Genomic DNA, 23,754 nt, shown 5'->3' on the forward strand with positions numbered 1-23,754 from the left:
ATGGTCAAGCTCAACAAGATCTATACCCGCACAGGCGACAAGGGAACGACCGGCCTTGCCAGCGGACCACGTCGGTTGAAGTCGGACCTGCGTGTCGAAGCCTATGGTACCGTGGATGAAACCAATGCCTGCATCGGCATGGTGCGCATTTATACCGGCGGTGAAGATAATCCACATGCGCAGATCGATGCCATGCTGGGCCGTATCCAGAATGATCTTTTCGATCTTGGTGCCGATCTGTCGACGCCGGATGATGGTAAGTCGCTTGCCTATGAACCGTTGCGCATTGTCGCATCACAGGTCGCGCGCGTGGAGGCCGACATCGATCTCCTCAATGCCGATTTGCAACCGCTGCGCTCGTTCATTCTCCCCGGTGGTTCGGCAGCATCGGCTGCATTGCACCTCGCTCGCACTGTCTCACGCCGGGCCGAGCGATTGATGGTTGCGCTTGCCCGCGTCGAAGGGGAGGTCGTGTCGGCGGAGGCTCTGCAATATATCAACCGCCTTTCCGATTTCCTGTTCGTGGCATCGCGAACCGTCAACGATAATGGCGCGCAGGACGTACTCTGGGTGCCCGGCCAAAACAGATAATCAGACGCCGCGTCGGTTGCCCCAGATCAGCACGTGAAGCTGGGGCAGGACGTGCGCATCATACCAGCCATCTGCAATTACCTTTTTCACCAGCCATTCCATCCGCTGCATGATGCCGTCAATATCGATTGCCGCATCATGTGCCTCGGGCGGCGGCGGTGTGTGATTACCGGGTTGGAGATAGACCGGCAAAACGGGGTACCGGCTGACCATGTCTTTGGCGAAGGCATAATCGGAATCGTCGAAGATGACGAATTTCAGCACCGTTCGCGACGCCGTGCCCGCAGCCTCGACACACGCGGCGAATGCATCGAAATCTGTCTTCATGTCGCTTGAGGGAGGCTTGGGGCTAAGCACCAGCGTGTCGAGTGCGGAAAACCAGTCTCGCGCAACGGAACCTTGGGTTTCCAGTGCAAAGCGATAGCCCTCGGCCTTGCCGCGTTCAATCAAGGGTCCGAGCGGCTGGATGGCCGGGTTGCCGCCAGAAAGTGACACCGTTAGCGGCTTGTTTCGAGAAAGTGCCGTCACTTCATCCCAAAGCGCCTCCACGCTCATTGCTTTCCACTCATGGCGAAAACGGCTTTCAACGGCATGGAGGCTGTCGCACCAGGCACAGCGATAATCGCAGCCGCCGGTTCGCACGAAAACCGTCGGCTCACCGATGAGCACACCTTCGCCCTGTATCGTCGGACCGAAAATCTCTGCGATACGGATGTCTCGCGGCGGTTTCTGTTCCGACATCACCGTCTGTACTCGGCCCATGTCTTGGGCGTTTCGCTGACCCGCACGGCGGAAATTTCCGGCCAGCGCGCGTGGCACCATTCAAAAAAATGCCGGGCGAGGGTTTCGGCGGTCGTTTGGCCATGGCCCATAACATCGTTGAGATGGCGATGGTCAAAACAATCATCGATGTAGCGCTTGAACGGCGCCAGCTCGTGATAATCCCGGACAAAACCGTGCTGGTCCAGATCACGAGCCGAAAGCTCGACCTCGACAATATAGTTGTGGCCGTGCAGGCGGGCACATTGATGATCTTCCGGCAGCCCGGTTAGTTGATGCGATGCGGAAAAGTGAAACTCCTTGGTGATGCGAAACATCAAGCGTTCCTCCGCGCAACGGCATCGCGCCAGAAATCCGCATCCTCATAGAGTGTCGGGTCTTCGATACCGGCGTGATGGAAAGCTTCGCGCCGTTCGACGCAGGTGCCGCAGCGCCCGCAGTGATGCTCGCCGCCCTTGTAGCAGGACCATGTCGCCGCAAAGGGCGTACCGTATCTTGCGCCATCGGTAACGATGTCGGCTTTCGATGCGCGCACATAAGGTGCGAGCAGCTTTATATCCGCATAACCGTCTAATGCATGGTTCTGCATGATCTGGAAAGCATCGATGAAGCCGGGGCGACAGTCCGGATAGATGAAATGATCGCCGCCATGGACGGCAAGTGCCACGGCGTTCGCTTTTTGCGCAGCCGCTACGCCGAATGCGATTGCCAGCATGATCGCATTGCGGTTCGGAACGACGGTGATTTTCATCGTTTCTTCGGCATAATGTCCGTCGGGAACGTCGACATCGTCGGTCAAGGCCGAGCCGGTCAGGCTTGCGCCGATGTTGGTGATATCAATGATCTGATGGCGGACGCCCAGCCTTTCGGCGCAGGCTTTGGCCGAGTCCAGTTCCTTCTTGTGGCGCTGGCCATAGTCGAAGGAGAGAAGCGCGGCGAGTTGGTGTTCGGATGCTATTCTGTAAGCAAGCGAAACGGAATCGAGTCCGCCGGAGCAGACGACGAGCGTTTTCATAAGTCAGGGTTCCTTGTTTTGACCGGGTAGGCTGCGACCGGATTACGGGGCGTTACCTAAAGCATGGCGTGTGGCTTGTAAACGACATGAAAACAGGAGGCGTCGGGTTGCGCAGTTTCGGAATGACTTCTTGTCAAGATAAATTGATTTTAATCGATATAGCGGCCCAACCCTGATTGACGTGCACGTCACCCGTCTTTAGGTTTCGTGCCGGTTCCCGGCGGATAGGCAGCGCATTTGCGCCATAACCCAAGTTGCGCCGGTGCCGCTTTCATGTCGGATTTTGACATGCGGGTGGGAGTTCACGGCGGCATAGTCCTGCTGCAAGAGTTATTGAAGAGGTAATCGCGGATGAAAGTCCTTGTCGCAGTGAAACGGGTTGTCGATTACAACGTTAAGATCCGTGTAAAGGGAGACGGATCGGGCGTTGAGCTTGCGAACGTCAAGATGTCGATGAACCCGTTCGACGAGATCGCAGTTGAAGAAGCGATCCGACTGAAGGAAGCGGGCAAGGTGACGGAAATCGTTGCGGTTTCAGTTGGCCCGACTCAGGCACAGGAAACGCTGCGCACGGCGCTCGCCATGGGCGCTGATCGTGCCATTCTGGTCAAGGTTGATGAAGCGGTCGAACCGCTCGGCGTTGCCAAGGTGCTGAAGGGCGTGGTCGATGCTGAAAAGCCGGACCTCGTCTTCCTCGGCAAGCAGGCAATCGACGACGATTCAAACCAGACCGGCCAGATGCTGTCGGCGCTCCTCAACTGGAGCCAGGCAACCTTTGCTTCTAAGGTGGAGTTGGGTGACGGTTCGGCCAAGGTAACGCGTGAAGTTGATGGCGGTCTCCAGACCATCGACGTGAAGCTTCCGGCGATTGTCACGGTTGATCTTCGTTTGAATCAGCCGCGCTATGCGTCGCTGCCGAACATCATGAAGGCCAAGAAGAAGCCGCTCGACGAAAAGTCGCCTGCTGATTTCGGTGCCGATATTGCGCCGCGTCTCAAGGTCCTGAAGACGGAAGAGCCAGGCGGCCGCAAGGCTGGTGTGAAGGTCGGCTCCGTTTCCGAACTGGTCGAGAAACTCAAGGCCGACGGCGTACTGTAAAGAAATCGGAAGGGACAAGACATATGGCTATTCTTCTTATTGCCGAACACGACAATGCAACCCTTTCGGATCAGACGGCCAAGGCGCTGACGGCAGCCGCCCAGATCGGCGGCGATGTTGATGTTCTGGTTGCAGGCAAGGGTGCGAAGGCTGCAGCCGATGCCGCCACCAAGCTCAAAGGTGTACGTAAAGTCCTGCTTGCTGAAAGCGATGCGCTGGAAAACCGTCTGGCCGAGCCGACGGCAGCACTCATCGTGGAACTGGCAGCCAATTACGACACGATCATTGCGCCGGCGACGACCTCGGCCAAGAATATCCTGCCGCGCGTTGCAGCCCTTCTCGATGTGATGCAGCTTTCGGAAATCATGGAAGTTGTGTCGGCGGATACGTTCAAGCGCCCGATCTATGCGGGCAATGCGATCCAGACGGTACAGTCCACCGATGCCAAGAAGGTGATCACGGTACGCACGGCTTCGTTCCAGGCAACGGGCGAAGGCGGTTCGGCTGCGGTTGAAAGCGTCAATGCAGCGGTCGATCCGGCGCTGTCGAGCTTCGTGGGCAACGCGCTCTCGGATTCGGACCGTCCAGAACTGACCTCGGCCAAGATCATCATCTCGGGTGGTCGTGCGCTTGGTTCGGCTGAAAAGTTCCAGGAAGTGATCCTGCCGGTTGCAGACAAACTCGGTGCGGCGGTCGGCGCCAGCCGTGCGGCTGTCGACGCGGGCTATGCGCCGAACGACTGGCAGGTCGGTCAGACGGGCAAGGTGGTTGCACCGGATCTCTACATAGCGGTCGGTATCTCCGGCGCAATCCAGCATCTGGCGGGCATGAAGGATAGCCGCGTGATCGTGGCGATCAACAAGGACGAAGAAGCGCCGATCTTCCAGGTTGCTGATTACGGCCTCGTCGGCGATCTCTTTACAGTTCTGCCGGAACTGCAAAAAGCGCTTTGATCGATCAGAAGCGGCGGGCAGGTCCCGCCGCTTTTTATTTGTGGGAAGCTCTCCGGCATGAAAGCGCTGTTTTTGCCTTTCGCAATATGAGAGCTGTATCTGTCTCGAACGGAATTGGTATACTCGCCCCGGCTCCGTTCCGGAGCGGCTGAATGAAGGAGTTATGATTGTGGCAATCAAGACGGTAGGGGTGGTCGGCGCAGGACAGATGGGCAGCGGTATTGCTCATGTATGCGCGCTGGCCGGGTTCGATGTGCTTCTTCACGATGCGGCAGCGGACCGGCTCGAAAAGGGCATTGCCACCATCAATGGCAACATGGCGCGTCAGGTTTCTTCCGGCAAACTGCTTGAAGATCAGCGCGCCGCTGCGATGAAGCTTATCCGTCCGGCAAATTCCATGGCTGATCTGGCTGGCGTCGATCTCGCCATCGAAGCGGCAACGGAAGACGAGACCGTCAAGCGCAAGATTTTCGCGCAGCTTTGCTCGGCCCTGAACCCGGAAGCGATCCTCGCGACCAACACGTCGTCGATCTCGATCACACGTCTCGCCTCCACGACCGATCGTCCTGAGCGCTTTATTGGCATTCATTTCATGAATCCCGTACCGGTGATGAAGCTTGTCGAACTGGTGCGCGGTATTGCCACCGATGAGGAAACCTTCCGCAAATCGAACGATTTCGTAACCGCGCTTGGCAAGACGATAACCGTTGCCGAGGATTTCCCGGCCTTTATCGTCAACCGTATCCTTTTGCCGATGATTAATGAGGCTATCTATACGCTTTACGAAGGTGTCGGCAGCGTTGAGGCGATCGATACGGCCATGAAGCTTGGCGCCAACCATCCAATGGGACCGCTACAGCTCGCCGATTTCATCGGTCTCGATACCTGTCTTTCGATCATGCAGGTTCTGCATGACGGGTTGGCGGATTCCAAATATCGCCCATGTCCGCTTCTGGTCAAATATGTCGAGGCAGGCTGGCTGGGACGCAAGACGGGCCGTGGCTTTTACGATTATCGTGGCGAGCATCCGGTTCCGACGCGGTGAGACACATAATCTTTCGCACGGAAAAGGCCGGTTCAAACCGGCCTTTTTCAATTGTGGCAGCAATTCGCGACCTGTGGAAAGCTTCAACATCCTTACCATTAACTTACCCTTAACCATAAAGGTTCAGAGCTTATTCATCTTTGATTGTTAAAGTTTTCATTAAGATGTTCGGAAATGAACAACGTTTCATGGTCCCGATTGAACGGGACATGACGGGCATCCATTCCGAATAGCGTGTTTTTGACGAAGGTTAAGACGATGAGCATTCTTGTTCAGTTGCGTGACAGCGTTAATGTCATCCGTGAGTTCGTCGTACCGAGCTATCGGCCCGAGCGTCATTATATGCGTGGACCTGGTCCGGCTTGCGCGGCACGTACGCATCATTGATATGAGCGTTTAAAGCCTTCCCGTTCGTTTGACGCACGGCAGGTACGTTCAAAGTAAAGCCAGAACGGTTGCCCGCTCTGGCTTTTGTCTTTTGAGAACTCGTGCGTGAAACGGGCTATTCAAGGCCCTCGAACAGCGCGGTCGAAAGATAGCGCTCGGCAAAAGATGGAATGATGATGACGATGTTCTTGCCAGCATTTTCCGGACGTTTGCCGATCTCGACGGCAGCCGCCAGAGCAGCGCCGGAAGAAATGCCAACCGGAATGCCTTCGAGGCGGGCGAGCAGGCGTGCATTGGCGAAAGCATCGTCGTTGGAAACCTGAACGACTTCGTCATAGATGCCGGTATCAAGCGTCTTTGGGGCAAAGCCTGCGCCGATGCCCTGAATCTTGTGCGGGCCTGGTGTTCCGCCGGAAAGAACGGGTGAATCCTTCGGCTCCACCGCGATCACCTTGAAGGACGGTTTGCGTCCCTTGATGACCTGGCCAACGCCGGTAATTGTGCCGCCGGTTCCGATGCCGGAGATCAGGATATCGGCTTCGCCATTGGTGTCGTTCCAGATTTCCTCCGCCGTCGTCAGACGATGAATTTCGGGGTTGGCAGGGTTTTCGAACTGTTGTGGGATGATCGCGTTCGGATTGCCTTCTGCAATGGCTTCAGCTTCTGCGATAGCTCCCTTCATGCCTTTGGCGCCCTCGGTCAGAACCAGTTCAGCGCCAAGGAGCTTGAGAAGTTTGCGACGCTCCACCGACATGGTTTCCGGCATGGTGAGGACGAGGCGATAGCCCTTGGCTGCCGCGGCGAAGGCAAGCGCGATGCCTGTATTGCCGGAAGTGGGTTCGACAAAGACCGTCTTGCCCGGTACAGCCTTGCCATCGCGTTCAAGCGCTTCGATCAGTGCCAAGCCGATGCGGTCCTTCACACTTGCCAGCGGATTGAAGAATTCAAGCTTGGCGAGAAGGTTGGCTTCCACGCCCTTTTCCTTGGCAAACTTGTCGATGCGCACAAGTGGGGTATTGCCGATCGTGTCGAGAATGGAATCATAAATGCGACCGCGACCTGCGGTTTTACCGGCTTTCGGTTCGTTCAGGGGCTTGTTCATGGCGTGATCTCCCTTTTGTCGCGCAAAGTTTAAGAGGAAACTGCGCAAAAGCATAGTTGGGTATATGCGCTTGTCGTATCAAGTTTAGAAATTTATTCTTTATAATCGAATAAATTGGAAGTAAATTCCATCATAATTGGGAGTTGGCGTATTAGCTTGGGTTAAAGCTTGATTGATCCGCGTCAATGCGTTGCGACGGGGAGACGCGCATCATCGGACATCAGGCAGCCAGGAGAGCACGAATGTATAAGAACATACTGATCGCAACCGACGGATCGGAACTTGCCGAGAAAGGCGTCGACCAGGGCGTGGCGTTGGCCAAGGAAACGGGTGCCAGGGTTACCTTCGTTTCCGTGACCGAACTTCTGCCATCCTACGGTATCGTTGTCGCGGCAGAATGGGCATCGAGCCCGGCGGCATTTCAGGAATATCGTGAGGCTATCACCAAGGCAGCCACCGAAATCCTATCGAAGGCAAAAGCCAAGGCAACGGCGATCGGCGTCAGCGTTGAGGCTGTGCATGTCGAGAATCAGTCTCCGGCGCAAGGCATCGTCGAGGCCGCGAATGCCAAGAATGCCGATCTGATCGTCATTGCATCGCACGGCCGTCGTGGCGTGAACAAATTGCTGCTGGGAAGCCAGGCTGCGGAGGTTCTGTCACTCAGCACCGTACCGGTATTGGTCGTCAAGTAATCGAGGTATTTCTACCCAATCTGCATCTTCTGCCATTGCAGCGATTTCTCTAGAGAGCGTAACAACGCAAGAAGATTCTCGAAGACCTCTGTTAAGCTCCTCCTGTCCGAATACGGGCGGGAGGATTTTTCTCAAGGAGGTATTTATGACTGCGCCACGGCCTTCAAAGACCATGTTGGGCAATCATCCGCTTCATCCTGAAACGCAGATGCTCAATTACGGCTACGACCCGGAACTCTCCGAGGGAGCGGTCAAACCGCCGGTATTTCTGACGTCGACTTTCGTTTTCAAGACCGCAGAAGACGGGCGTGATTTTTTTGATTTTGTTTCCGGTCGCAAAGAACCACCCGCCGGTGTGGGCGCCGGTCTCGTCTACTCCCGCTTCAATCACCCCAACAGCGAGATCGTTGAAGATCGCCTCGCCGTCTATGAAGGCACCGAGAGTTGTGCGTTGTTTTCTTCCGGCATGTCGGCAATTGCCACGACACTGTTTGCTTTCGCGCGCCCTGGCGATGTCATTCTACATTCGCAACCGCTCTACGGCGGCACGGAAACTCTTCTTGCCAAGACATTTCTCAATTTCGGCGTCGAAGCGGTTGCCTTCGCCGATGGCGTGCACGAAGCCTCGATAGAGCTGGCTGCTGAAGAGGCTGTTCGCAAGGGGCGCGTTTCGGTGATTTTGATCGAGACGCCTGCCAATCCCACCAACAGCATTGTCGATATCGCAGCCATCCGGCGTGTCGCGGAAAAAATCGAACAAAAGCAGGGGCACCGTCCGATCATTGCCTGCGACAACACTTTGCTTGGCCCGGTTTACCAGAAGCCGCTCGACCATGGTGCAGATCTTTCGGTCTATTCGCTGACCAAATATGTCGGCGGGCATTCGGATCTGATTGCCGGGGCGGTACTGGGTCAAAAAGCTGTCGTAAAGCAGGTCAAGGCATTGCGCGGCGCCATCGGTACACAACTTGATCCGCATTCATGCTGGATGCTGGGACGCTCGCTTGAAACGCTCGGACTGCGCATGGAGCGCGCCAACAACAATGCCCAGGCAATTGCTGAGTTCCTGCGCGATCATCCGAAGGTGGAGAAATTGCACTATCTCCCATTTGAGGATGAGAGCTCGGACGTCGGTGCGCTGTTCAAGCGCCAATGCAGCGGTGCGGGATCGACTTTCTCGTTCGATATCAAGGGTGGGCAGGCGGCGGCTTTCCTCTTCCTGAATGCGCTTCAGATATTGAAACTTGCGGTCAGTCTCGGCGGAACGGAATCGCTTGCGAGCCATCCCGCCGCGATGACCCATTCGGGCGTTCCCGTCGACGTGAGAGAACGTATTGGCGTGCTGGAATCGACGATCCGTCTTTCCATCGGCATCGAGCATCCCGATGATCTGATTGCCGATCTGGCGCAGGCGCTTGAAGTGGCGTGACGAGAAAACTTGTGGTGGGATGATTGGTGCGGGTGGTCGGAATCGAACCGACACTCCTTTCGGAACCGGATTTTGAGTCCGGCGCGTCTACCAGTTCCACCACACCCGCACATTTCCGCCGAAGCAGTTCGATATGGTCCAAAGGGACAGCGGGTTGGGATATACCGGCTAAACGAAACGAGGTCAATTGCTCAAAAGCGCAGCTTGCACCGCTCTCTGGACGGAAGGCGGACGGGGCAAAGAGATAATGACGCACAATCCACTCAACCGTTCGTCGCAACGGCTGGATTTTCGTCAAAGAACCTGTTCCTGATCGTATCAGGCACAATAGGCTCCACGGGATCGGGACGACTTTAGGACGCGTTTCGATCTGATTGAATCAGATCGGCGCTCTAAAATAAGCCGCCGCTATTTATCTGTGTATGTTCGCTTCGACCAGATTCCAGAAGACCAACAAGGCGATGAAGCCCAGCAGGATGTAATCCAGCGTGCTGACATAGTGAAAATATTCCATAGCGCATCTCCTTCCCCGGGAGGGCGCGACAGCGTTTGAGCCAGACGGAAGTTTTATAATTTTAACCGGGCTTCAGGCACCTCTTCGGAATGCCGGATTGCACCGGTGCGGACCTCCTTTTCCGCCTGTCCATGCGCTCTCCCAGAACAAAGTGTATCACGCTTTGTCGGACGGCTCAAATCATTGGTTCGGCTGATATAATCAGCGACCTGTGCGCGAAGCCGAGTATTTTAGTTCGACGTTGCGACATGAGCTTTCCGGCAATTGGCAAAGCGGTCCAGCGCCTGGTCATACGCCGAGGTCTTAATACCCATCATGCCAATGATCGTGTGGAACAGATTGTCGTGTGAGGAAGGAGCGGCGGCGTCTTGCCTGACACAAGCTGTGTCGAGCTTGGTGGCATCGGTGTAGTCGGGCGAAAACCACGCGACGAAAGGAATATGCGTCTGCTCGTCAGGAGCAATGAAATAGGGCGCGGCGTGAAGATAAAGGCCATCTTCGCCAAGCGATTCGCCATGATCGGACATGTAGATCATGGCAGGGGCAAAACGGTCTTCGCTTGCTTTAAGGACATTGATAATCTCCGACAGGACATGGTCGGTATAGAGGATGGAGTTGTCATAGGCGTTGACGATCTGGTCCGTGGTGCAATCGGAAAATTCGCTGGTGCGGCACTCCGGCTTGAACTTTGCAAATTCCGGCGGATAGCGGCGATAATAGGATGGTCCGTGACTGCCCGTCATATGCAGGACGATCGTCGCATTGCCATTCACGTCTTTCAGGCGATCGCGAAGCTGGTCGACCAGAATCTGGTCGAGACATTCGCCGCCTTCGCAGTAGCGCGCATCATTCGAATTCTGCAGATCGACCGTCGGTATGCGGTCCGACACGCCCTTGCTGCCGGTGTTGTTCTCGTACCATGCAACCTGTACGTCAGCATGTTTGAGAACATCCATCAGATTCTCCGAACCATGGAACTTGGAGCTTGAATAATCCTCGCGTGTAAAGGGCGAGAACATACATGGTACGGAAACAGAAGTGTCCGTTCCGCAGCTTGTCGTATTCGTGAAGGTGACGATATTCTGCTGCTTGAGTTCGGGATTGGTTTCGCGCGGGTAGCCGTAAAGGCTGAAATTCTGGGCACGGGCCGTTTCGCCCACCACGACAACCGTCAGCAGCTTCTTGCCCGATGCAATCGGTGGCAATGTTTGTTTGGCATCGAGGCCGAGCGGCTGCATAACGATTTGCCTGTCATTCAGGTCACGCGCGACATACTGCACCGTGCTCTTGAGCGGCGTGCCCGGCATCAACCGTTCCATGATGTCTGAACGATGCTCGCGGTACATGGAAGAGAAGCTGCCGTAATCCGAACCGATCAGCGCAATGGCGACGGCCAGGCAGACGATGATCGAAACCATATTGACGAGAAGCTTTTGCAGCAAAGGCCGATGCTTCACGCGGACCCAGATGATGAGCAGCGAGGGGATGACGGCGTAGAGCAGCATATGCAGCAGAAAGCCCGTCGTTATCAGATGGCCCGACTCGGCTTTTGTCGTCGTGAGCGTTGCCTCGACTACATTCCGGTCGATGATCGTGCCGAAAGTATCCGTGAAATAGGATCCGCCTGCGGCAACCCAGATGGCAAAAATCAGAACCGGCTTGATGATATATTTTGCCGAGAAAGCCATCAGGACGGCAATATGGATGAGAAGAAGGGCTGCCGCTGCAACAATGAGCTTTTGCGGATGGTCGGAGAAATAGGCGATCAAACGTTGCCAGAAAGAAGTATTGGTGAAGGCGAGGAGATAAATCGCGGTCAGGACGCAAAGCGTACCGCTGGCAATGGTCGGGCGTCGAAATCGCATTCCTGAACCTTCACAATTCGATATGGGCGAGTATATGGGCCGACACTGGCCGATAGTTGCGGTCGAAGCTTCGCAGGGCTTGTGCGAAACTGCAATCGCAACTTTCTTTGCCGGATAAATCCGCCGATCGATGATTCAGGACAGTGATTTCTGGGCTTTTTTAAGGTTAACTTAAATTCGGCCCTATTTCCTTTCGGCGAAGCTGCGGATGCGGTTGCGCACGATGCGGGCCAGATTGCGTGTTCGCTGATAAAGGTGGATCTGCGATGCAGCCTGACGGACAAGCTTGTCTGCAGACGGATTGAGACCGATAACTAGAGTTTCGATCGTCTCGCGTTTGTCGAACAACCGCGTCATGACCGGATGATCCGGAACTGCGCAGGAATCGGTGCGGTTGATGTTCGGATCGTTCAGATGGTTCTTCACGACTTCAATCATCAGAAGCACGCCGGGCGACCAGGCGTTAAGGCTCTCGTCATAGGCGGTCTTCCAGGTCCAGGCTTCTCCTGAAACGGTAAAGACGATCAAAATGGCGATAACCCGTCCATCAAGTTCAAGCGTATGCACGCGCACGCAGTCGCGCTCGGCAAGATTGTTGACCGCCTCGCGGGCGAAAGCCGCGCGAAACCGGTCGACGGCCATGGCGGTGCCGCGCTTGCCTTTCCAGCCGCTCGCTTCCAACGTCAGGAAATGTTCGAATGCGTGACGCACTTCGTCGGACGTGCGGGCGACGCGATAGGTAAGCTCGCCCTTTTCCGCCAGCCTGCGCCACAAACGATTATAGTCCCGGCGATGGTGCGCGCCGATTGCTTGCTTAATATAGGCGTCGCCGTCCAGATCGCTTTGGAGAAAGGGGCGTTCCTTCTGTTCTATGGCGACCAAAGGCAGTTGTCGGCCTACAGCAACGGAACGGATCAGCTTTGCTGCCGGGCCGTTGGCTCGCATTTCGGGCAAAACGAGCACATCCGGCAAATTGAGATGCCTGCGCGCCAGAATATCGAACAGGTCTTCCAGCACGCCGACAGGGTCGTCGTGATCGATCAGCGGTGTTCCCTGAGGTCCGAACGGCGTGGACCAGGCGCGGATCACGGGCGTCGAAAGCGGCAGGCCGGGACGCTCGATCGTATAGGGCATGACGAAGCGCAAACGGCTGCGTATTTCGTTCTCGTCGCGCATGACCATGAAGCGAACTTCGCGATCTTCAAGACGCGGCATGGCCGGTGCCAGGAACCGCGCATTGAAGAAGACGTTCGGCTCGACCGTGCGGTTGCTCAAGTGATCGAGTTCATCCCGCAACTCGAAGCCCGCTGCCGCACCATAGATTGCAAGCTTGCGCGGTATATCGCGGCTATGAAGGCTTTCCTCCAGCTTCTTGGCGGCTTCATGGGCCATGCCGCTTTCGGAAAGTTCCGAAACGATGTGGGCTGCATTTCCGCCTGCCGATTCTTCAAGCAAAGGTTTCGCGGCCATTACAAAGTCCCCTCCGAGGTCTTGGTACGGTCTCGTGGAATGAGAATGAACATGGTTATGTGCAAGGTGCGTGATACGGCTGCCGAAAGAAGCGCCGCTTCCATCAGCATGGCGATGGCTGTCGAAATGGCGGCACCCGTCAGGCCGAGGCGTGGTATGAGCACCAGATTGAGAATGACGTTGACGGCAAGCGTGGCTGCATAGAGCAGGGCGCAGATATTCTGCTTTCCCGACATGTTGAGGAGGCTTTCCGCCGGGCCGACACTGGCGCGCGCAATTACCCCGACGATGAGGATGAACAGAAGCGGATAACCGGCGGTGAAGGCGGGACCGAAAAGCCGCAGAAGCGGATAGCCAGCCAGCAGAATGACGGCACCCAGAAACAGCGTCGGCCAGAATGTCCAGCGAACGGAGGCTTCCGCAAAGCTTGCGAATGCGGCGCGGTCGCCGCTGTGCAGCAGATCCGAATAGCGCTGGGCGACGCTTGCCTTCACGGCGAAATAGACGAAATGGGCAAGCGCCATGATCTTCGTCGCTGCAAAATATATCGCCACGTGCTCCGGATCGAGCGCGTGGCCGACCATCAGAACATCGACATTGATGAGCAGGAAGAAAAAACCTTCCACGAGGAAAATCGGCAGGGCAACCTTCATCCATTCGCCAAAGCGCTGGTCACACGTTGCAGCGGGAATATCCTTTTCCAGTGAGCGGTCGACGGTAAGGAATTGCCCGACCGTCGTAAGCCAGGTTGCGGCAATCGATACGGCCAGCGCGATAGTCGCCGTGGAGGGCAATCCGGCTTCATGCGCGATGATCATGAACAGGAGAACCAGGAGCGGTCGGACGATATAGCTTGGCGTCAGCGCCATCATCATCCAGGTGCGCGAGCGCGCAATGCCATCCAGCATGTTGCCGAGCGTTATCATGGGCAGGCAGATGAAACCGAGAATGAATGGCACGAGATAATAACTCGCGACATGGTCCTTGAGCAGGAGCAGCAAGGTAGCCCCCAGAAGCGCGACGAGTGTGGCGGCCGTGAAAGCGAAGATGCGTCCGGTCAGGATGATGCCACGCACGAGGCCGAACATCTGGCGCTGCACATATTCCGGTACGAAGCGGATAATGGTTGTGTGCAGTCCGAAACAAGCCAGATCGCCGATGATGATCATGGTCAGCCAGACGAGGACAAAAATTCCGTACTCGAATTCACCCATCCACCGGGCCAGAATGACTTGAGACAGGAGTGCGATGGCGGCACTCGCAATGCGCACGGAAAAGGCGACAAGGGATGAACGCTGCGCGCTTGCCTGCGGTCCGCTATCCGTAAGCACAGCATCCAGCCGCTCCGTCATGGGACGAAGTCTGGCTGCGATTTTGCCGGGTAGAAACCGGCTCGCCGTTTCAGCCGCCGAAAACCGCACTAATTGCCAACCCTGTTTTTGCCAGCCTTCTCGGGCCCGCTTTTTCTGTACCGGATCGCCCGGCTTTTTGCGCTTTGTCTTTCACAAGCCGCCTGAGAACCTTAGACAGGAGTTCTTTATAAAGAGAAAAAGAAAAAGTCTAATCTGCCGAAGGTCGAAAGACTTCAAGGAATGGTGAGTATTTCCTAAACGGCATCTATATTTGATATGTCTAAAATAAAACAAGCCACACAACTGTTCGCGGTGCGTATCGACGTTCACCGTGTGCTAGAGCATTTCCTGTTTTGATTGAATCATTGGAAATACTCTATCCCTTTGTTTTTACGCATGTCTCCCGAAACCGCTTCCCACTTTCGGGAGACATGCTCTGGAAAACACAAACCCGGCAAATGGCTTGCCGGGGTTTGTTCGATAGAGGCGATGACGAGCTCGGCTCACATCACTCGAAAGCGCCGTGGCAGTGCTTGTATTTCTTGCCGGAGCCGCATGGGCATGGTTCGTTGCGGCTGACCTTGCCCCAGGTCCGCGGGTCGGTCGGATCGCGTTCGGCAGCAGGCACGTTGCGCTCGTCGTGCTGATGTTCAGCCCAGGACGCTTCGTCGAAATCGTTTTCGCCTGTCGTGCTGTCGATATGACGGCCGGTCATCGGTGGCAATTCTGGTTCAGGCGGTGCTTCGCGAACGATCTCGACGCGCATCAGTTGCGAGATAACCACTTCGCGCAGGTTCGCAAGCATCGACTGGAACAGTTCGAAAGCTTCGGTCTTGTATTCGTTCAGCGGGTCGCGCTGGGCATAACCGCGGAAACCGACGACCGAGCGCAGATGGTCCAGATTGACAAGATGTTCGCGCCACAGATTGTCCAGTGACTGCATGATGACCGATTTCTCGACATAGGTCATGATCTGCGGGCCGAAGCGTTCAGCCTTTTCGGCAGCAGCCTTGTCGGCGGCTTCCTTGATGCGGTTTTCAAACTCTTCTTCCGCGATACCCTCTTCCTTGGCCCAGTCCTCGACCGGCAGGTCGAGATTGAGCTTGGAGATGATGTCTTCCTTCAGGCCGGCAATATCCCACTTTTCCGCATAGGCATCCTTGGGGATGCGCAAAGCGACCATGTCCTCGATGACCTCATGGCGCATTTCGCCAACGATCTCGGTCAGGTCTTCTTCATCCATCATTTCCAGACGCTGTTCGAAGATCACCTTGCGCTGATCGTTCATCACGTCGTCGTATTTCAGAAGATTCTTGCGGATTTCGAAGTTACGCGCCTCGACCTTCTTCTGCGCCTTCTCAAGCGCCTTGTTGATCCACGGATGGACGATGGCTTCATCTTCCTTGAGGCCGAGCTTCTGCAGCATGCTGTCCATGCGATCGGAACCGAAGATGCGCATCAGGTCGTCCTGCAGCGACAGGAAGAACTTGGAACGGCCCGGATCGCCCTGACGGCCGGAGCGACCGCGTAGCTGGTTGTCGATGCGGCGGCTTTCATGGCGTTCGGTGGCGAGAACGTAAAGCCCGCCTGCGGCCAGAGCCTTTTCTTTCAGATGTGCAATATTGGCCTTGATTTCGGCGATCCTGGCGTCGCGTTCGGGGCCTTCCGGAACATCGGCCAGTTCCTGCCGAACGCGCATTTCCAGATTGCCGCCGAGCTGGATGTCGGTACCGCGACCGGCCATGTTGGTAGCGATGGTGACGGTTCCGGGCACGCCGGCCTGTGCAATGATAAAGGCTTCCTGCTCGTGATAGCGGGCGTTCAGGACCTGGAATTCCTTGATGCCTTCCTTGCGAAGGCGTTCGGCGAGTTGCTCCGACTTTTCGATGGAAGTCGTGCCGACGAGGATCGGCTGGCCCTTTTCATGCGAGGCGCGGATATCGCGCACGATGGCGCGGTATTTTTCCTCGACAGAACGATAGACTTCATCGTCTTCGTCGATACGCTTAACCGGCAGATTGGTCGGAATCTCGAGCACTTCGAGGCCGTAAATATTACCAAATTCTTCGGCTTCCGTCGAAGCCGTGCCGGTCATGCCCGACAGCTTGTTATACATGCGGAAATAGTTCTGGAAGGTGATAGAAGCCAGTGTCTGGTTTTCCGGCTGGATCGTCACCTGTTCCTTGGCTTCCAGCGCCTGGTGCAGGCCTTCCGAATAGCGGCGGCCCGGCATCATGCGACCGGTAAATTCGTCGATGATGACGATTTCGTCGTTGCGGACGATGTAGTCTTTGTCGCGCTGGAATAGCTTGTGAGCGCGCAACGCGTTGTTCAGGTGATGAACGACGGCAACGTTTTCGATGTCGTAAAGGCTTTCACCCTTGAGGTGGCCTGCCGCTTCCAGAAGCTGCTCGACCTTTTCGGTGCCGACTTCGGTGAAAATGGCGGTCTTCTGCTTTTCATCGACTTCGTAATCTTCGTCCGCCAGCGGTGGAATGAAGGTATCGATGAGATTGTAGAACTCTGAACGATCTTCCAGCGGACCGGAAATGATAAGCGGCGTGCGCGCTTCGTCGATGAGGATCGAGTCCACTTCGTCGACGATGGCGTAATTGTGCGGACGCTGCACCATCTGGGCGCGTTCATATTTCATATTATCGCGCAGATAATCGAAGCCCAGTTCATTATTGGTGCCGTAGGTGATGTCGCAGGCGTAGGCCGCGCGGCGCTCATCGTCGTCGAGGCCATGCTTGATGACGCCGACGGTGAGGCCGAGGAAGTTGTAAAGCTGGCCCATGGTTTCGGCGTCACGGGTGGCGAGATAGTCGTTCACCGTCACGACATGGACGCCCTTGCCCTCAAGCGCGTTGAGGTAGACCGGCAGGGTCGCCATCAGGGTCTTGCCTTCACCAGTACGCATTTCGGCGATGCCGCGTTCGTGCAGAACCATGCCGCCGATGAGCTGCACGTCGAACGGGCGCATGCCGAGCACGCGCTTCGCGGCTTCACGCGCCGTCGCAAATGCGTCGGGCAGAAGGGCGTCAAGCGTCTTTCCGTCGGCCAGCGCGGCGCGGAATTCGGCAGTCTTGGCCTGAAGCTGCTCGTTGGTGAGCGTTTCGTAATTCTTCTCAAGCGCGGTAATCTGTTGCGCACGCTGACGCAGGGTCTTTACCTGGCGGTCATTGGATGAACCGAATATCTTGCGGGCGAGGCCGCCAAAGCTGACCATCACTGGTCCTTTCCTGTCCGTTCAGCCGGAAGCGCTTCCGGCAATGTCGAATGCTTTATTCACGCGTATTGAAACAATTGCAAGAAAACTGCATCGTGAAAGCTGCCAGATACGGCGCATTTCCGGCGCAATTCACCCGCCCCTTACTGGACGTAAAGCCGAAGGACAGATAAGAGGGGCTTCGGGCGATGTCAACGTTGCTCTAAGGGCTGGAAAACCTTTCCTTTGTTGCAATATAGGGGGTATCCGGGCCAAATTCCGCCGCATTCATCGGGCCGGTAAGCGGTCACGAAGGAGAGAATTCCATATGAAAGCCATTCTGAAAGCCCCTTATCGCAAGGCTCTCGCTGTCGTCGGCATGTCTCTGGCAGCCTCTGTGGCGCTGGCGAGCTACTCAGGCGTCGCATTCGCGCAGGATGCTGCCAAGCCTGCTGCTGCACCGGCCGCGGCCCCTGCAGAAAAGGAAGACCCGTCCAAGGTTCTGGCCACTGTCAACGGCACGGATATCACGGTTGGTGAAGTCGATCAGGCTGCAGGCGATCTCGATCCGCAGTTCTCGCGCCTTCCTGCCGAGCAGCGCCGTCTGGCTGCGCTCGCCGCCCTGATCGACATCAAGGCGATGGCTGGTGAAGCGGAAAAGGAAAAGCTTGATCAGTCCCAGGAATTCAAGGATCGCATGGCGTTCCTGCGCGAACGTGCGCTCCATAATGAGTATTTCAAGGATGCGATTGTCGACAAGATCAGCGATGACGATGTGCGTGCTCGTTACGACAAGGAAATCGCAGCCATGCCGCCGCAGGTGGAAGTGCGTGCACGTCACATCCTCGTGAAGACCAAGGAAGAAGCCGAGGCGATCATCAAGAAGCTCGAAGGCGGCGCCAAGTTCGAGGACCTTGCCAAGGAAAGCTCCACCGATGGCACCGCTGCCAATGGTGGTGATCTTGGTTATTTCAGCGAAGGCCAGATGGTGCCGGAGTTTGAAAAGGCTGCCCTTGCGCTCAAGCCAGGTGAATATACCAAGGATCCGGTGCAGACCCAGTTCGGTTTCCATGTGATCCAACTGGAAGATCGCCGTACCAAGCAGCCGCCGGCATTCGATCAGGTCAAGGACCAGATCCGTTCGATCATCCTGCGTGAACGTTATGTCGAGGCCGTCAAGAAGCTGCGTGACGGTATGAAGATCGACTACAAGGATCCGGCTGTAGAGAAAGCCATGAAGGACGCTGCCGCTGCCCAGGAAGGTGCGGACAAGGGCGACGCGCCGGAAGAGGCTGCTCCGCAGCAATAAAGTTTCACTTCAAACATCACGCCCCGGCTTGCCGGGGCGTTTTTTTATTTTGATCTAGCGTTTCCGGCTTGATTTTAAACCGCAAACCTTTCCAATGCGGCAAACCAACCGAATATCCTTCGAGGCACATATGTCCGCGTCTGTTTCTCCGCTCGCTCCAAAACATTACCCAGCAATGCCTGTCGTCCATGGTGTGCGCATCGCTACCGCCGCCGCCGGGATCAAGTATAAGGGGCGAACGGATGTAATGTTGATGGTGTTCGACCGACCGGCCGAAGCCGCAGGTGTCTTCACGCGTTCGCTCTGCCCCTCGGCGCCGGTCGATTTTTGCCGTCGCAATCTGGTGCATGGAAAAGCTCGCGTGGTCGTTGTCAATTCCGGCAATGCCAATGCCTTCACCGGCGTCAAGGGCCGCGAGGCGACGGAAGCAACGGCAGAAGCTGCCGCAAAGGCCGTCGGTTGCACTACGACCGACGTGTTCCTGGCATCAACAGGCGTAATCGGTGAACCGCTCGATGCGAGCAAGTTTGCGCATTTGCTCGGCGACATGAACAAGGATGCCGTCGAAGACTTCTGGACCGAAGCCGCCAAGGCGATCATGACCACGGATACCTATCCGAAGGTCGCGACCGAAACGGTGCTGCTCGGTCAGGTGCCGGTCACGATCAACGGTATCGCCAAGGGTGCAGGCATGATCGCGCCGGATATGGCGACGATGCTTTCCTTCGTCGTCACCGATGCGCCGATCAAGGCTGACGTGTTGCAGAGCCTGCTCTCCAAGGGCGTTGGGTCGACCTTCAATGCAGTAACGGTTGATAGCGACACATCCACGTCGGATACGCTGATGCTGTTTGCGACCGGATCAGCGGCGGAACGTGGTGCGCCTGAAATCACCGATGCTTCTGACAAGCGTCTGGGCGAGTTCAAGAAGGCGTTGAGCCGTCTCCTGAAATCACTGGCGCTGCAGGTGGTGCGCGATGGTGAAGGTGCACGCAAGATGGTGGAAGTCGAAGTGACCGGCGCCAAATCCGCAGCATCAGCAAAGAAGATCGCGCTTTCCATCGCCAATTCGCCGCTGGTCAAGACGGCTGTTGCCGGTGAGGACGCCAATTGGGGCCGTGTGGTCATGGCAGTGGGCAAGGCCGGTGAACCGGCCGACCGCGATCTGCTGGCGATCTGGTTCGGCGATATTCGCGTTGCGCACCAGGGCGAACGCGATCCGGCCTATTCGGAAGCGGAGACCTCCGCCTATATGCAAGGTGAGGATATTCGTATTCGCGTTGATCTGGGGATCGGGAAGGGGAAGGCAACCGTCTGGACCTGCGATCTCACCAAGGAATATGTGGCGATCAATGGCGACTACAGAAGTTGATTGCAGCAATGGAAAAGCCCAACAGCACCCCAAGTCTTGCCATCGTTCGCCAGCTTGAAGCCGTCGGCTTCCGTGCATGGCCAGCGACGTCGGTTCACTATGACGGCACATGGGCGATACGCATGACGGCAGCGCATCCTTCGAGGCGCCTGAACTCGATCAACCCGCTCGATCCCGGCGACACGCGCGATATTCCGACGCGCGTGGAACTGGCCGCACAGCGTTTCCGTGCTTATGGTCGCGTTCCATGTTTCAGGCTTTCGCCGCTCGCGCCGCGCGAGCTTGAAGATTATCTCGAAGGACTGGGCTGGAAGCGTCAGGACGAGACCATCGTGATGACAGCGGATCTCGAGAAACTCGATCTGTCGGGTGCCATCGACCAGATACCATTGAAGGACATCGGGCGCTTCGTGGATGCCTCGCTTTCCATCCATGAAAGACCCGAGGATATGCGTCCCGGATTTTCCGAACTTCTTAACAGTGTTCGTCCGAACAAGGGCATGTTCGTTCTGGAGGAAGGCGGACGTGCCGTATCCAGCCTGCTTTGCGTGCAGGACGGGGTGATGGCGGGGCTGTTCGATGTCGGGACCCAGCGCGCCGCACGGCGTAAGGGGCACGGGCATGCGATTGTCGGTTCGGCACTCAAATGGGGGGCAAAGCTCGGCGCGAAGACGGCATGGCTGCAGATCGAGGCGGACAATGTTGCCGGACTTGCGCTTTACGAGAGCTTCGGCTTTCAGGAAGCCTACCGCTATGCCTATCGGGAGAGCAACGAGAAATGACCGAGGTAAGGGGACGCCGTATTCTTCTGGTCGCGGCTTGTGCACTGGTGGATTCGGATGGCCGGGTCCTGCTGACGCAGCGCCCTGAGGGCAAGCAACTTGCCGGATTATGGGAATTTCCCGGTGGCAAGGTGGAGCCAGGGGAAACCCCGGAAGAGACGCTGATTCGCGAATTGCAGGAAGAAATCGGCATCACCACGAAAGCGGCCTGCCTTGCGCCTTTGACGTTTGCCAGCCACACCTATGATGATTTCCACCTGCTTATGCCGCTCTATGTCTGCCGTCGCTATGAAGGTATTGCGCAGGGACTGGAAGGGCAGGCGCTGAAATGGGTTCGCCCGAAGCATATGCGCGACTATCCAATGCCGCCTGCCGACGAACCGTTGATCCCGTTCCTGCTCGATCTTTTGTAAACTGATTACCTTTTCCGACTGTGGAAAAGGTTGGCAATTTCTTACGATTCCGCTCGCCGGTTAATCTATGATTCACTCCGTTGAGGCATTCTCGTTCACGAGCTGCCGCGGAGTTTTGAAGCATGAGTTTTGATAACAATTATTTTAGCGCCGATCATAACGAATACACAGCCAATTCGCTGACCAAAACCGGTCTTGGGGCCGGTCGCGGAATCCTGCGCGTTGTGCTGCTGTTCGGCTCCGCCGTTGTCGCTCTGGCTCTCATCATTGTGCCGGTTCTCAACGATCAGGCAAACAAGGTCGCGGCCCAATCGGTGCTTCCAGCCGGAATTGACCGCACCATGACCGGTTCGATCAAGCGCGATACCGGAAACCAGCCGCACGCAGCAGGCCAGACCTATACGGTGCGCAAGAGCGTGCTTCAGCCAAGCCCCAATTCCGTCTGCATTATTGAGGCAAATGGCAACCATCACGGCGATTGTTAGCTTTTTCGCATGTCTCCCAAAACCGGTTCCCACTTTTGGGAGACATGCTTTATTTTTCCTCAGCTTTTTTGAGCGCTTCGGCGAGCGATGCTTTTGCCGAACCGGGTTTCAGCGGCTTTTGCTGCGATTCATGTGGTGCCCAGCCCGATAGCCAGATGATGGAGAAAGTGGCGCGGATGCGTCCGTCCGGATCGGAGAACCGTTCTGCGTAGATTTCAGCCGCACGCAGGAAAAGGCGTTTTGAAACCGGCTTTCTGGAACGATCATGCAGGATGTTCTGCATCCCCATGGCGCGCAGATCGGCCATCAGATTGAACAGCGAATCGTAGCGCACTGTGAAGTTATCGACGTCGGTTACAGGCAGGGCGAAGCCTGCACGTTGCAGAAGGCCGCCCACATCGCGTACGTCCGGAAACGGGAAAACGCGCGGCGAGGCGCCGCCCGTCAATTCGATTTCTGCTTGAAGCAGACTTTCGCGCAATTCACCCAGCGTTCCGCTGCCGCTCAGGGCGGCCAGAAAAAGCCCGTCCGGCTTCAGGGCACGGGCGATCTGAACCATTGTGCCCGGTGTATCGTTGGTGGCGTGAAGCGCCATCAATGACACTATAAGATCGGCGCTGCCGTATTTCAGCGGCAGCATTTCCTCATCGCCGACAATAGCGGGGTATGGGCTGCCCAGAAAATCTCTGTCGCGTTCGATGCGGACAATCAGGTCGGCCTTACCAGTCTGCGCTATGGCTGCAGCCGCCGCGCCGGTATGGCCAGCCAGATCGACGGCGACGGGAAAATGGCGCTCCACTGCGTCGAGACGACCAGCGAGATCGCCGGCAATGCGCTGCAACAGGAAATCCGCGCCGGGTTCGGCGCGCGCAAAGGCGCGGCGGCGAAACGAGAGCAGGAGATCGCGATCAAAGATCGCGCTATCATCAGTCGGCGCAGGCATGGAATCCGTCTTCTCTTTCGAGCAAGGTTCAGTACAATCGTTGCGGGGATAGATGCATTCGAACGGGGGCGAATGCAATGGCGGATGACGATAGAACGCATCAAACCTTTTTGCGCAACGCGGGCGAAAGGCTTCGGCTGTTGGCTGGCAGGGCTGTTCGCTCGTCGGCGGACATGTTGTTTCCGCCGACATGTATCGGCTGTCGGATGCATGTGTCCGAACCGGGGACGCTGTGTCCGAAATGCTGGCCGGAGCTGCGCTTTATAGAAAAGCCCTACTGTCCTGTGCTGGGCATACCTTTCAGTCATGATTTCGGTGAGAATTTCATGAGTGCGGAGGCGATTGCCGATCCTCCACCTTTCCGGCGTCTCCGGTCTGCCGTCCTGCACCGGGGGGCGGCACAGCGCATGGCGGTTTCGCTCAAATTTCATGACCGGACCGATCTGGCCCCGTGGATGGCGCGCTGGATGCAGCGCGCGGGCCGCGAATTTCTGGATGAATGTGACGTGATACTGCCAGTGCCCCTGCATCGCTGGCGGTTCTGGCAGCGGCGCTTCAACCAGTCGGCGGAACTTGCCCGCGCCTTGGCAAAACTGGAGGCGAAACCCTTTGCGCCGCAAGGCGTGAAGCGCGTGCGCCGGACCGAACAGCAGATCGGTCTTGGCATCAAGGAGCGAAAACGCAATGTGGACGGCGCGTTTCGCGTGCCGCAGGAACACGAGATTCATGTTCGCGGGCGGCGGGTTCTGCTCATCGACGATGTCTATACGACCGGTGCTACGGTCAAGGCGGTGACGCGGGCCCTGCTGCGCGGCGGCGCGAAAAGCGTGGATGTGCTGACTTTTAGCCGGGTGTTGCCGGATTGAACCGGATAGTGGGCTACACAAGCTCGTGAAAAGCGTCAGGGCTTCCAGATGGCGCTTTTGCCACTTATATAGTGATTAAACAC

The 23,754-nt window shown here is 56.6% G+C and carries 22 protein-coding genes and 1 tRNA gene; 13 read left to right on the plus strand and 10 right to left on the minus strand.

Annotated features, from left to right (window positions below):
* Complete coding sequence (locus tag ACYSN1_RS08460) at positions 1–591, plus strand: cob(I)yrinic acid a,c-diamide adenosyltransferase (protein ID WP_461725204.1); 591 nt, start codon at positions 1–3, stop codon at positions 589–591.
* On the opposite strand, the gene queE is transcribed toward ACYSN1_RS08460, so the two are convergent.
* The 3 genes from queE to queC are packed head-to-tail and all read right to left on the minus strand — an operon-like array spanning position 592 to position 2,386.
* Positions 592–1,353, minus strand: coding sequence for a 7-carboxy-7-deazaguanine synthase QueE (gene queE / locus ACYSN1_RS08465; protein WP_461725205.1), 762 nt, complete (start codon positions 1,351–1,353; stop codon positions 592–594).
* On the minus strand, positions 1,332–1,688 hold the full coding sequence (gene queD / locus ACYSN1_RS08470; RefSeq protein WP_461725206.1) for a 6-carboxytetrahydropterin synthase QueD: 357 nt from the start codon (positions 1,686–1,688) through the stop codon (positions 1,332–1,334). The genes queE and queD overlap by 22 nt, the downstream gene beginning before the upstream one ends.
* On the minus strand, positions 1,688–2,386 hold the full coding sequence (gene queC / locus ACYSN1_RS08475) for a 7-cyano-7-deazaguanine synthase QueC (RefSeq protein WP_461725207.1): 699 nt from the start codon (positions 2,384–2,386) through the stop codon (positions 1,688–1,690). The genes queD and queC overlap by 1 nt, the downstream gene beginning before the upstream one ends.
* A 351-nt stretch (positions 2,387–2,737) precedes the next feature.
* On the opposite strand from queC, the gene ACYSN1_RS08480 reads away from it, so the two are divergent.
* The 4 genes from ACYSN1_RS08480 to ACYSN1_RS08495 all read left to right on the plus strand — a co-directional run bounded on the left by ACYSN1_RS08480 (position 2,738) and on the right by ACYSN1_RS08495 (position 5,869).
* The gene (locus ACYSN1_RS08480) at positions 2,738–3,484 is read left to right on the plus strand and encodes an electron transfer flavoprotein subunit beta/FixA family protein (RefSeq protein ID WP_461725208.1); all 747 of its coding nucleotides are present in this window, start codon (positions 2,738–2,740) and stop codon (positions 3,482–3,484) included.
* Positions 3,485–3,507: 23 nt separating this feature from the next.
* Entirely contained in the window at positions 3,508–4,437 is a 930-nt protein-coding gene (locus ACYSN1_RS08485; protein ID WP_461725209.1) for an electron transfer flavoprotein subunit alpha/FixB family protein, read from the plus strand.
* A 169-nt stretch (positions 4,438–4,606) separates the two neighbouring features.
* The gene (locus ACYSN1_RS08490; RefSeq protein WP_461725210.1) at positions 4,607–5,482 is read left to right on the plus strand and encodes a 3-hydroxybutyryl-CoA dehydrogenase; all 876 of its coding nucleotides are present in this window, start codon (positions 4,607–4,609) and stop codon (positions 5,480–5,482) included.
* A 258-nt stretch (positions 5,483–5,740) separates the two neighbouring features.
* Entirely contained in the window at positions 5,741–5,869 is a 129-nt protein-coding gene (locus ACYSN1_RS08495; protein ID WP_268898993.1) for a hypothetical protein, read from the plus strand.
* A gap of 115 nt (positions 5,870–5,984) precedes the next feature.
* Here ACYSN1_RS08495 and cysK read toward each other — a convergent pair whose 3' ends face one another.
* Entirely contained in the window at positions 5,985–6,971 is a 987-nt protein-coding gene (cysK, locus tag ACYSN1_RS08500) for a cysteine synthase A (RefSeq protein ID WP_140020388.1), read from the minus strand.
* 242 nt (positions 6,972–7,213) lie between these two features.
* Here cysK and ACYSN1_RS08505 point away from each other — a divergent pair, with 242 nt between their 5' ends.
* A complete protein-coding gene (locus ACYSN1_RS08505) occupies positions 7,214–7,663 on the plus strand; it encodes a universal stress protein (RefSeq protein ID WP_461725211.1) in 450 nt (149 codons plus the stop codon).
* Positions 7,664–7,808: 145 nt separating this feature from the next.
* Entirely contained in the window at positions 7,809–9,092 is a 1,284-nt protein-coding gene (locus tag ACYSN1_RS08510) for a cystathionine gamma-synthase family protein (protein WP_461725212.1), read from the plus strand.
* A gap of 24 nt (positions 9,093–9,116) precedes the next feature.
* On the opposite strand, the gene ACYSN1_RS08515 is transcribed toward ACYSN1_RS08510, so the two are convergent.
* From ACYSN1_RS08515 to secA, 5 genes are all read right to left on the minus strand, one after another.
* Positions 9,117–9,201, minus strand: a tRNA-Leu gene (locus ACYSN1_RS08515).
* A 635-nt stretch (positions 9,202–9,836) separates the two neighbouring features.
* On the minus strand, positions 9,837–11,471 hold the full coding sequence (locus ACYSN1_RS08520; protein ID WP_461725213.1) for a phosphoethanolamine transferase: 1,635 nt from the start codon (positions 11,469–11,471) through the stop codon (positions 9,837–9,839).
* A gap of 183 nt (positions 11,472–11,654) precedes the next feature.
* A complete protein-coding gene (gene bspF, locus ACYSN1_RS08525) occupies positions 11,655–12,941 on the minus strand; it encodes a type IV secretion system effector crotonyl transferase BspF (RefSeq protein WP_461725214.1) in 1,287 nt (428 codons plus the stop codon).
* On the minus strand, positions 12,941–14,293 hold the full coding sequence (locus ACYSN1_RS08530) for a lipopolysaccharide biosynthesis protein (protein ID WP_461725215.1): 1,353 nt from the start codon (positions 14,291–14,293) through the stop codon (positions 12,941–12,943). The genes bspF and ACYSN1_RS08530 overlap by 1 nt, the downstream gene beginning before the upstream one ends.
* A 508-nt stretch (positions 14,294–14,801) precedes the next feature.
* A complete protein-coding gene (gene secA / locus ACYSN1_RS08535) occupies positions 14,802–17,522 on the minus strand; it encodes a preprotein translocase subunit SecA (protein ID WP_461725305.1) in 2,721 nt (906 codons plus the stop codon).
* 307 nt (positions 17,523–17,829) lie between these two features.
* On the opposite strand from secA, the gene ACYSN1_RS08540 reads away from it, so the two are divergent.
* The 5 genes from ACYSN1_RS08540 (at position 17,830) to ACYSN1_RS08560 (ending at position 21,862) form a co-directional block, all read left to right on the plus strand.
* Complete coding sequence (locus ACYSN1_RS08540) at positions 17,830–18,810, plus strand: peptidylprolyl isomerase (protein WP_461725216.1); 981 nt, start codon at positions 17,830–17,832, stop codon at positions 18,808–18,810.
* A 130-nt stretch (positions 18,811–18,940) separates the two neighbouring features.
* Entirely contained in the window at positions 18,941–20,182 is a 1,242-nt protein-coding gene (gene argJ / locus ACYSN1_RS08545) for a bifunctional glutamate N-acetyltransferase/amino-acid acetyltransferase ArgJ (RefSeq protein WP_461725217.1), read from the plus strand.
* An 8-nt stretch (positions 20,183–20,190) separates the two neighbouring features.
* On the plus strand, positions 20,191–20,964 hold the full coding sequence (locus tag ACYSN1_RS08550) for a GNAT family N-acetyltransferase (protein WP_461725218.1): 774 nt from the start codon (positions 20,191–20,193) through the stop codon (positions 20,962–20,964).
* Positions 20,961–21,377 carry an 8-oxo-dGTP diphosphatase MutT gene (mutT, locus tag ACYSN1_RS08555; protein ID WP_461725219.1) on the plus strand — a complete coding sequence of 139 codons (417 nt, stop codon included), beginning with the start codon at positions 20,961–20,963 and terminating at the stop codon, positions 21,375–21,377. Before ACYSN1_RS08550 ends, mutT begins: the two co-directional genes overlap by 4 nt.
* Positions 21,378–21,499: 122 nt before the next feature.
* Positions 21,500–21,862, plus strand: coding sequence for a hypothetical protein (locus tag ACYSN1_RS08560; RefSeq protein ID WP_461725220.1), 363 nt, complete (start codon positions 21,500–21,502; stop codon positions 21,860–21,862).
* Positions 21,863–21,911: 49 nt separating this feature from the next.
* Here ACYSN1_RS08560 and ACYSN1_RS08565 read toward each other — a convergent pair whose 3' ends face one another.
* Positions 21,912–22,805: a methyltransferase domain-containing protein gene (locus tag ACYSN1_RS08565; RefSeq protein ID WP_461725221.1), complete on the minus strand. Its 894-nt coding sequence runs from the start codon at positions 22,803–22,805 to the stop codon at positions 21,912–21,914.
* A gap of 77 nt (positions 22,806–22,882) precedes the next feature.
* Here ACYSN1_RS08565 and ACYSN1_RS08570 point away from each other — a divergent pair, with 77 nt between their 5' ends.
* Positions 22,883–23,671, plus strand: coding sequence for a ComF family protein (locus ACYSN1_RS08570; protein ID WP_461725222.1), 789 nt, complete (start codon positions 22,883–22,885; stop codon positions 23,669–23,671).
* Positions 23,672–23,754 lie beyond the last annotated feature (83 nt).

The sequence above is a fragment of the Brucella sp. LJL56 genome (assembly GCF_054871705.1).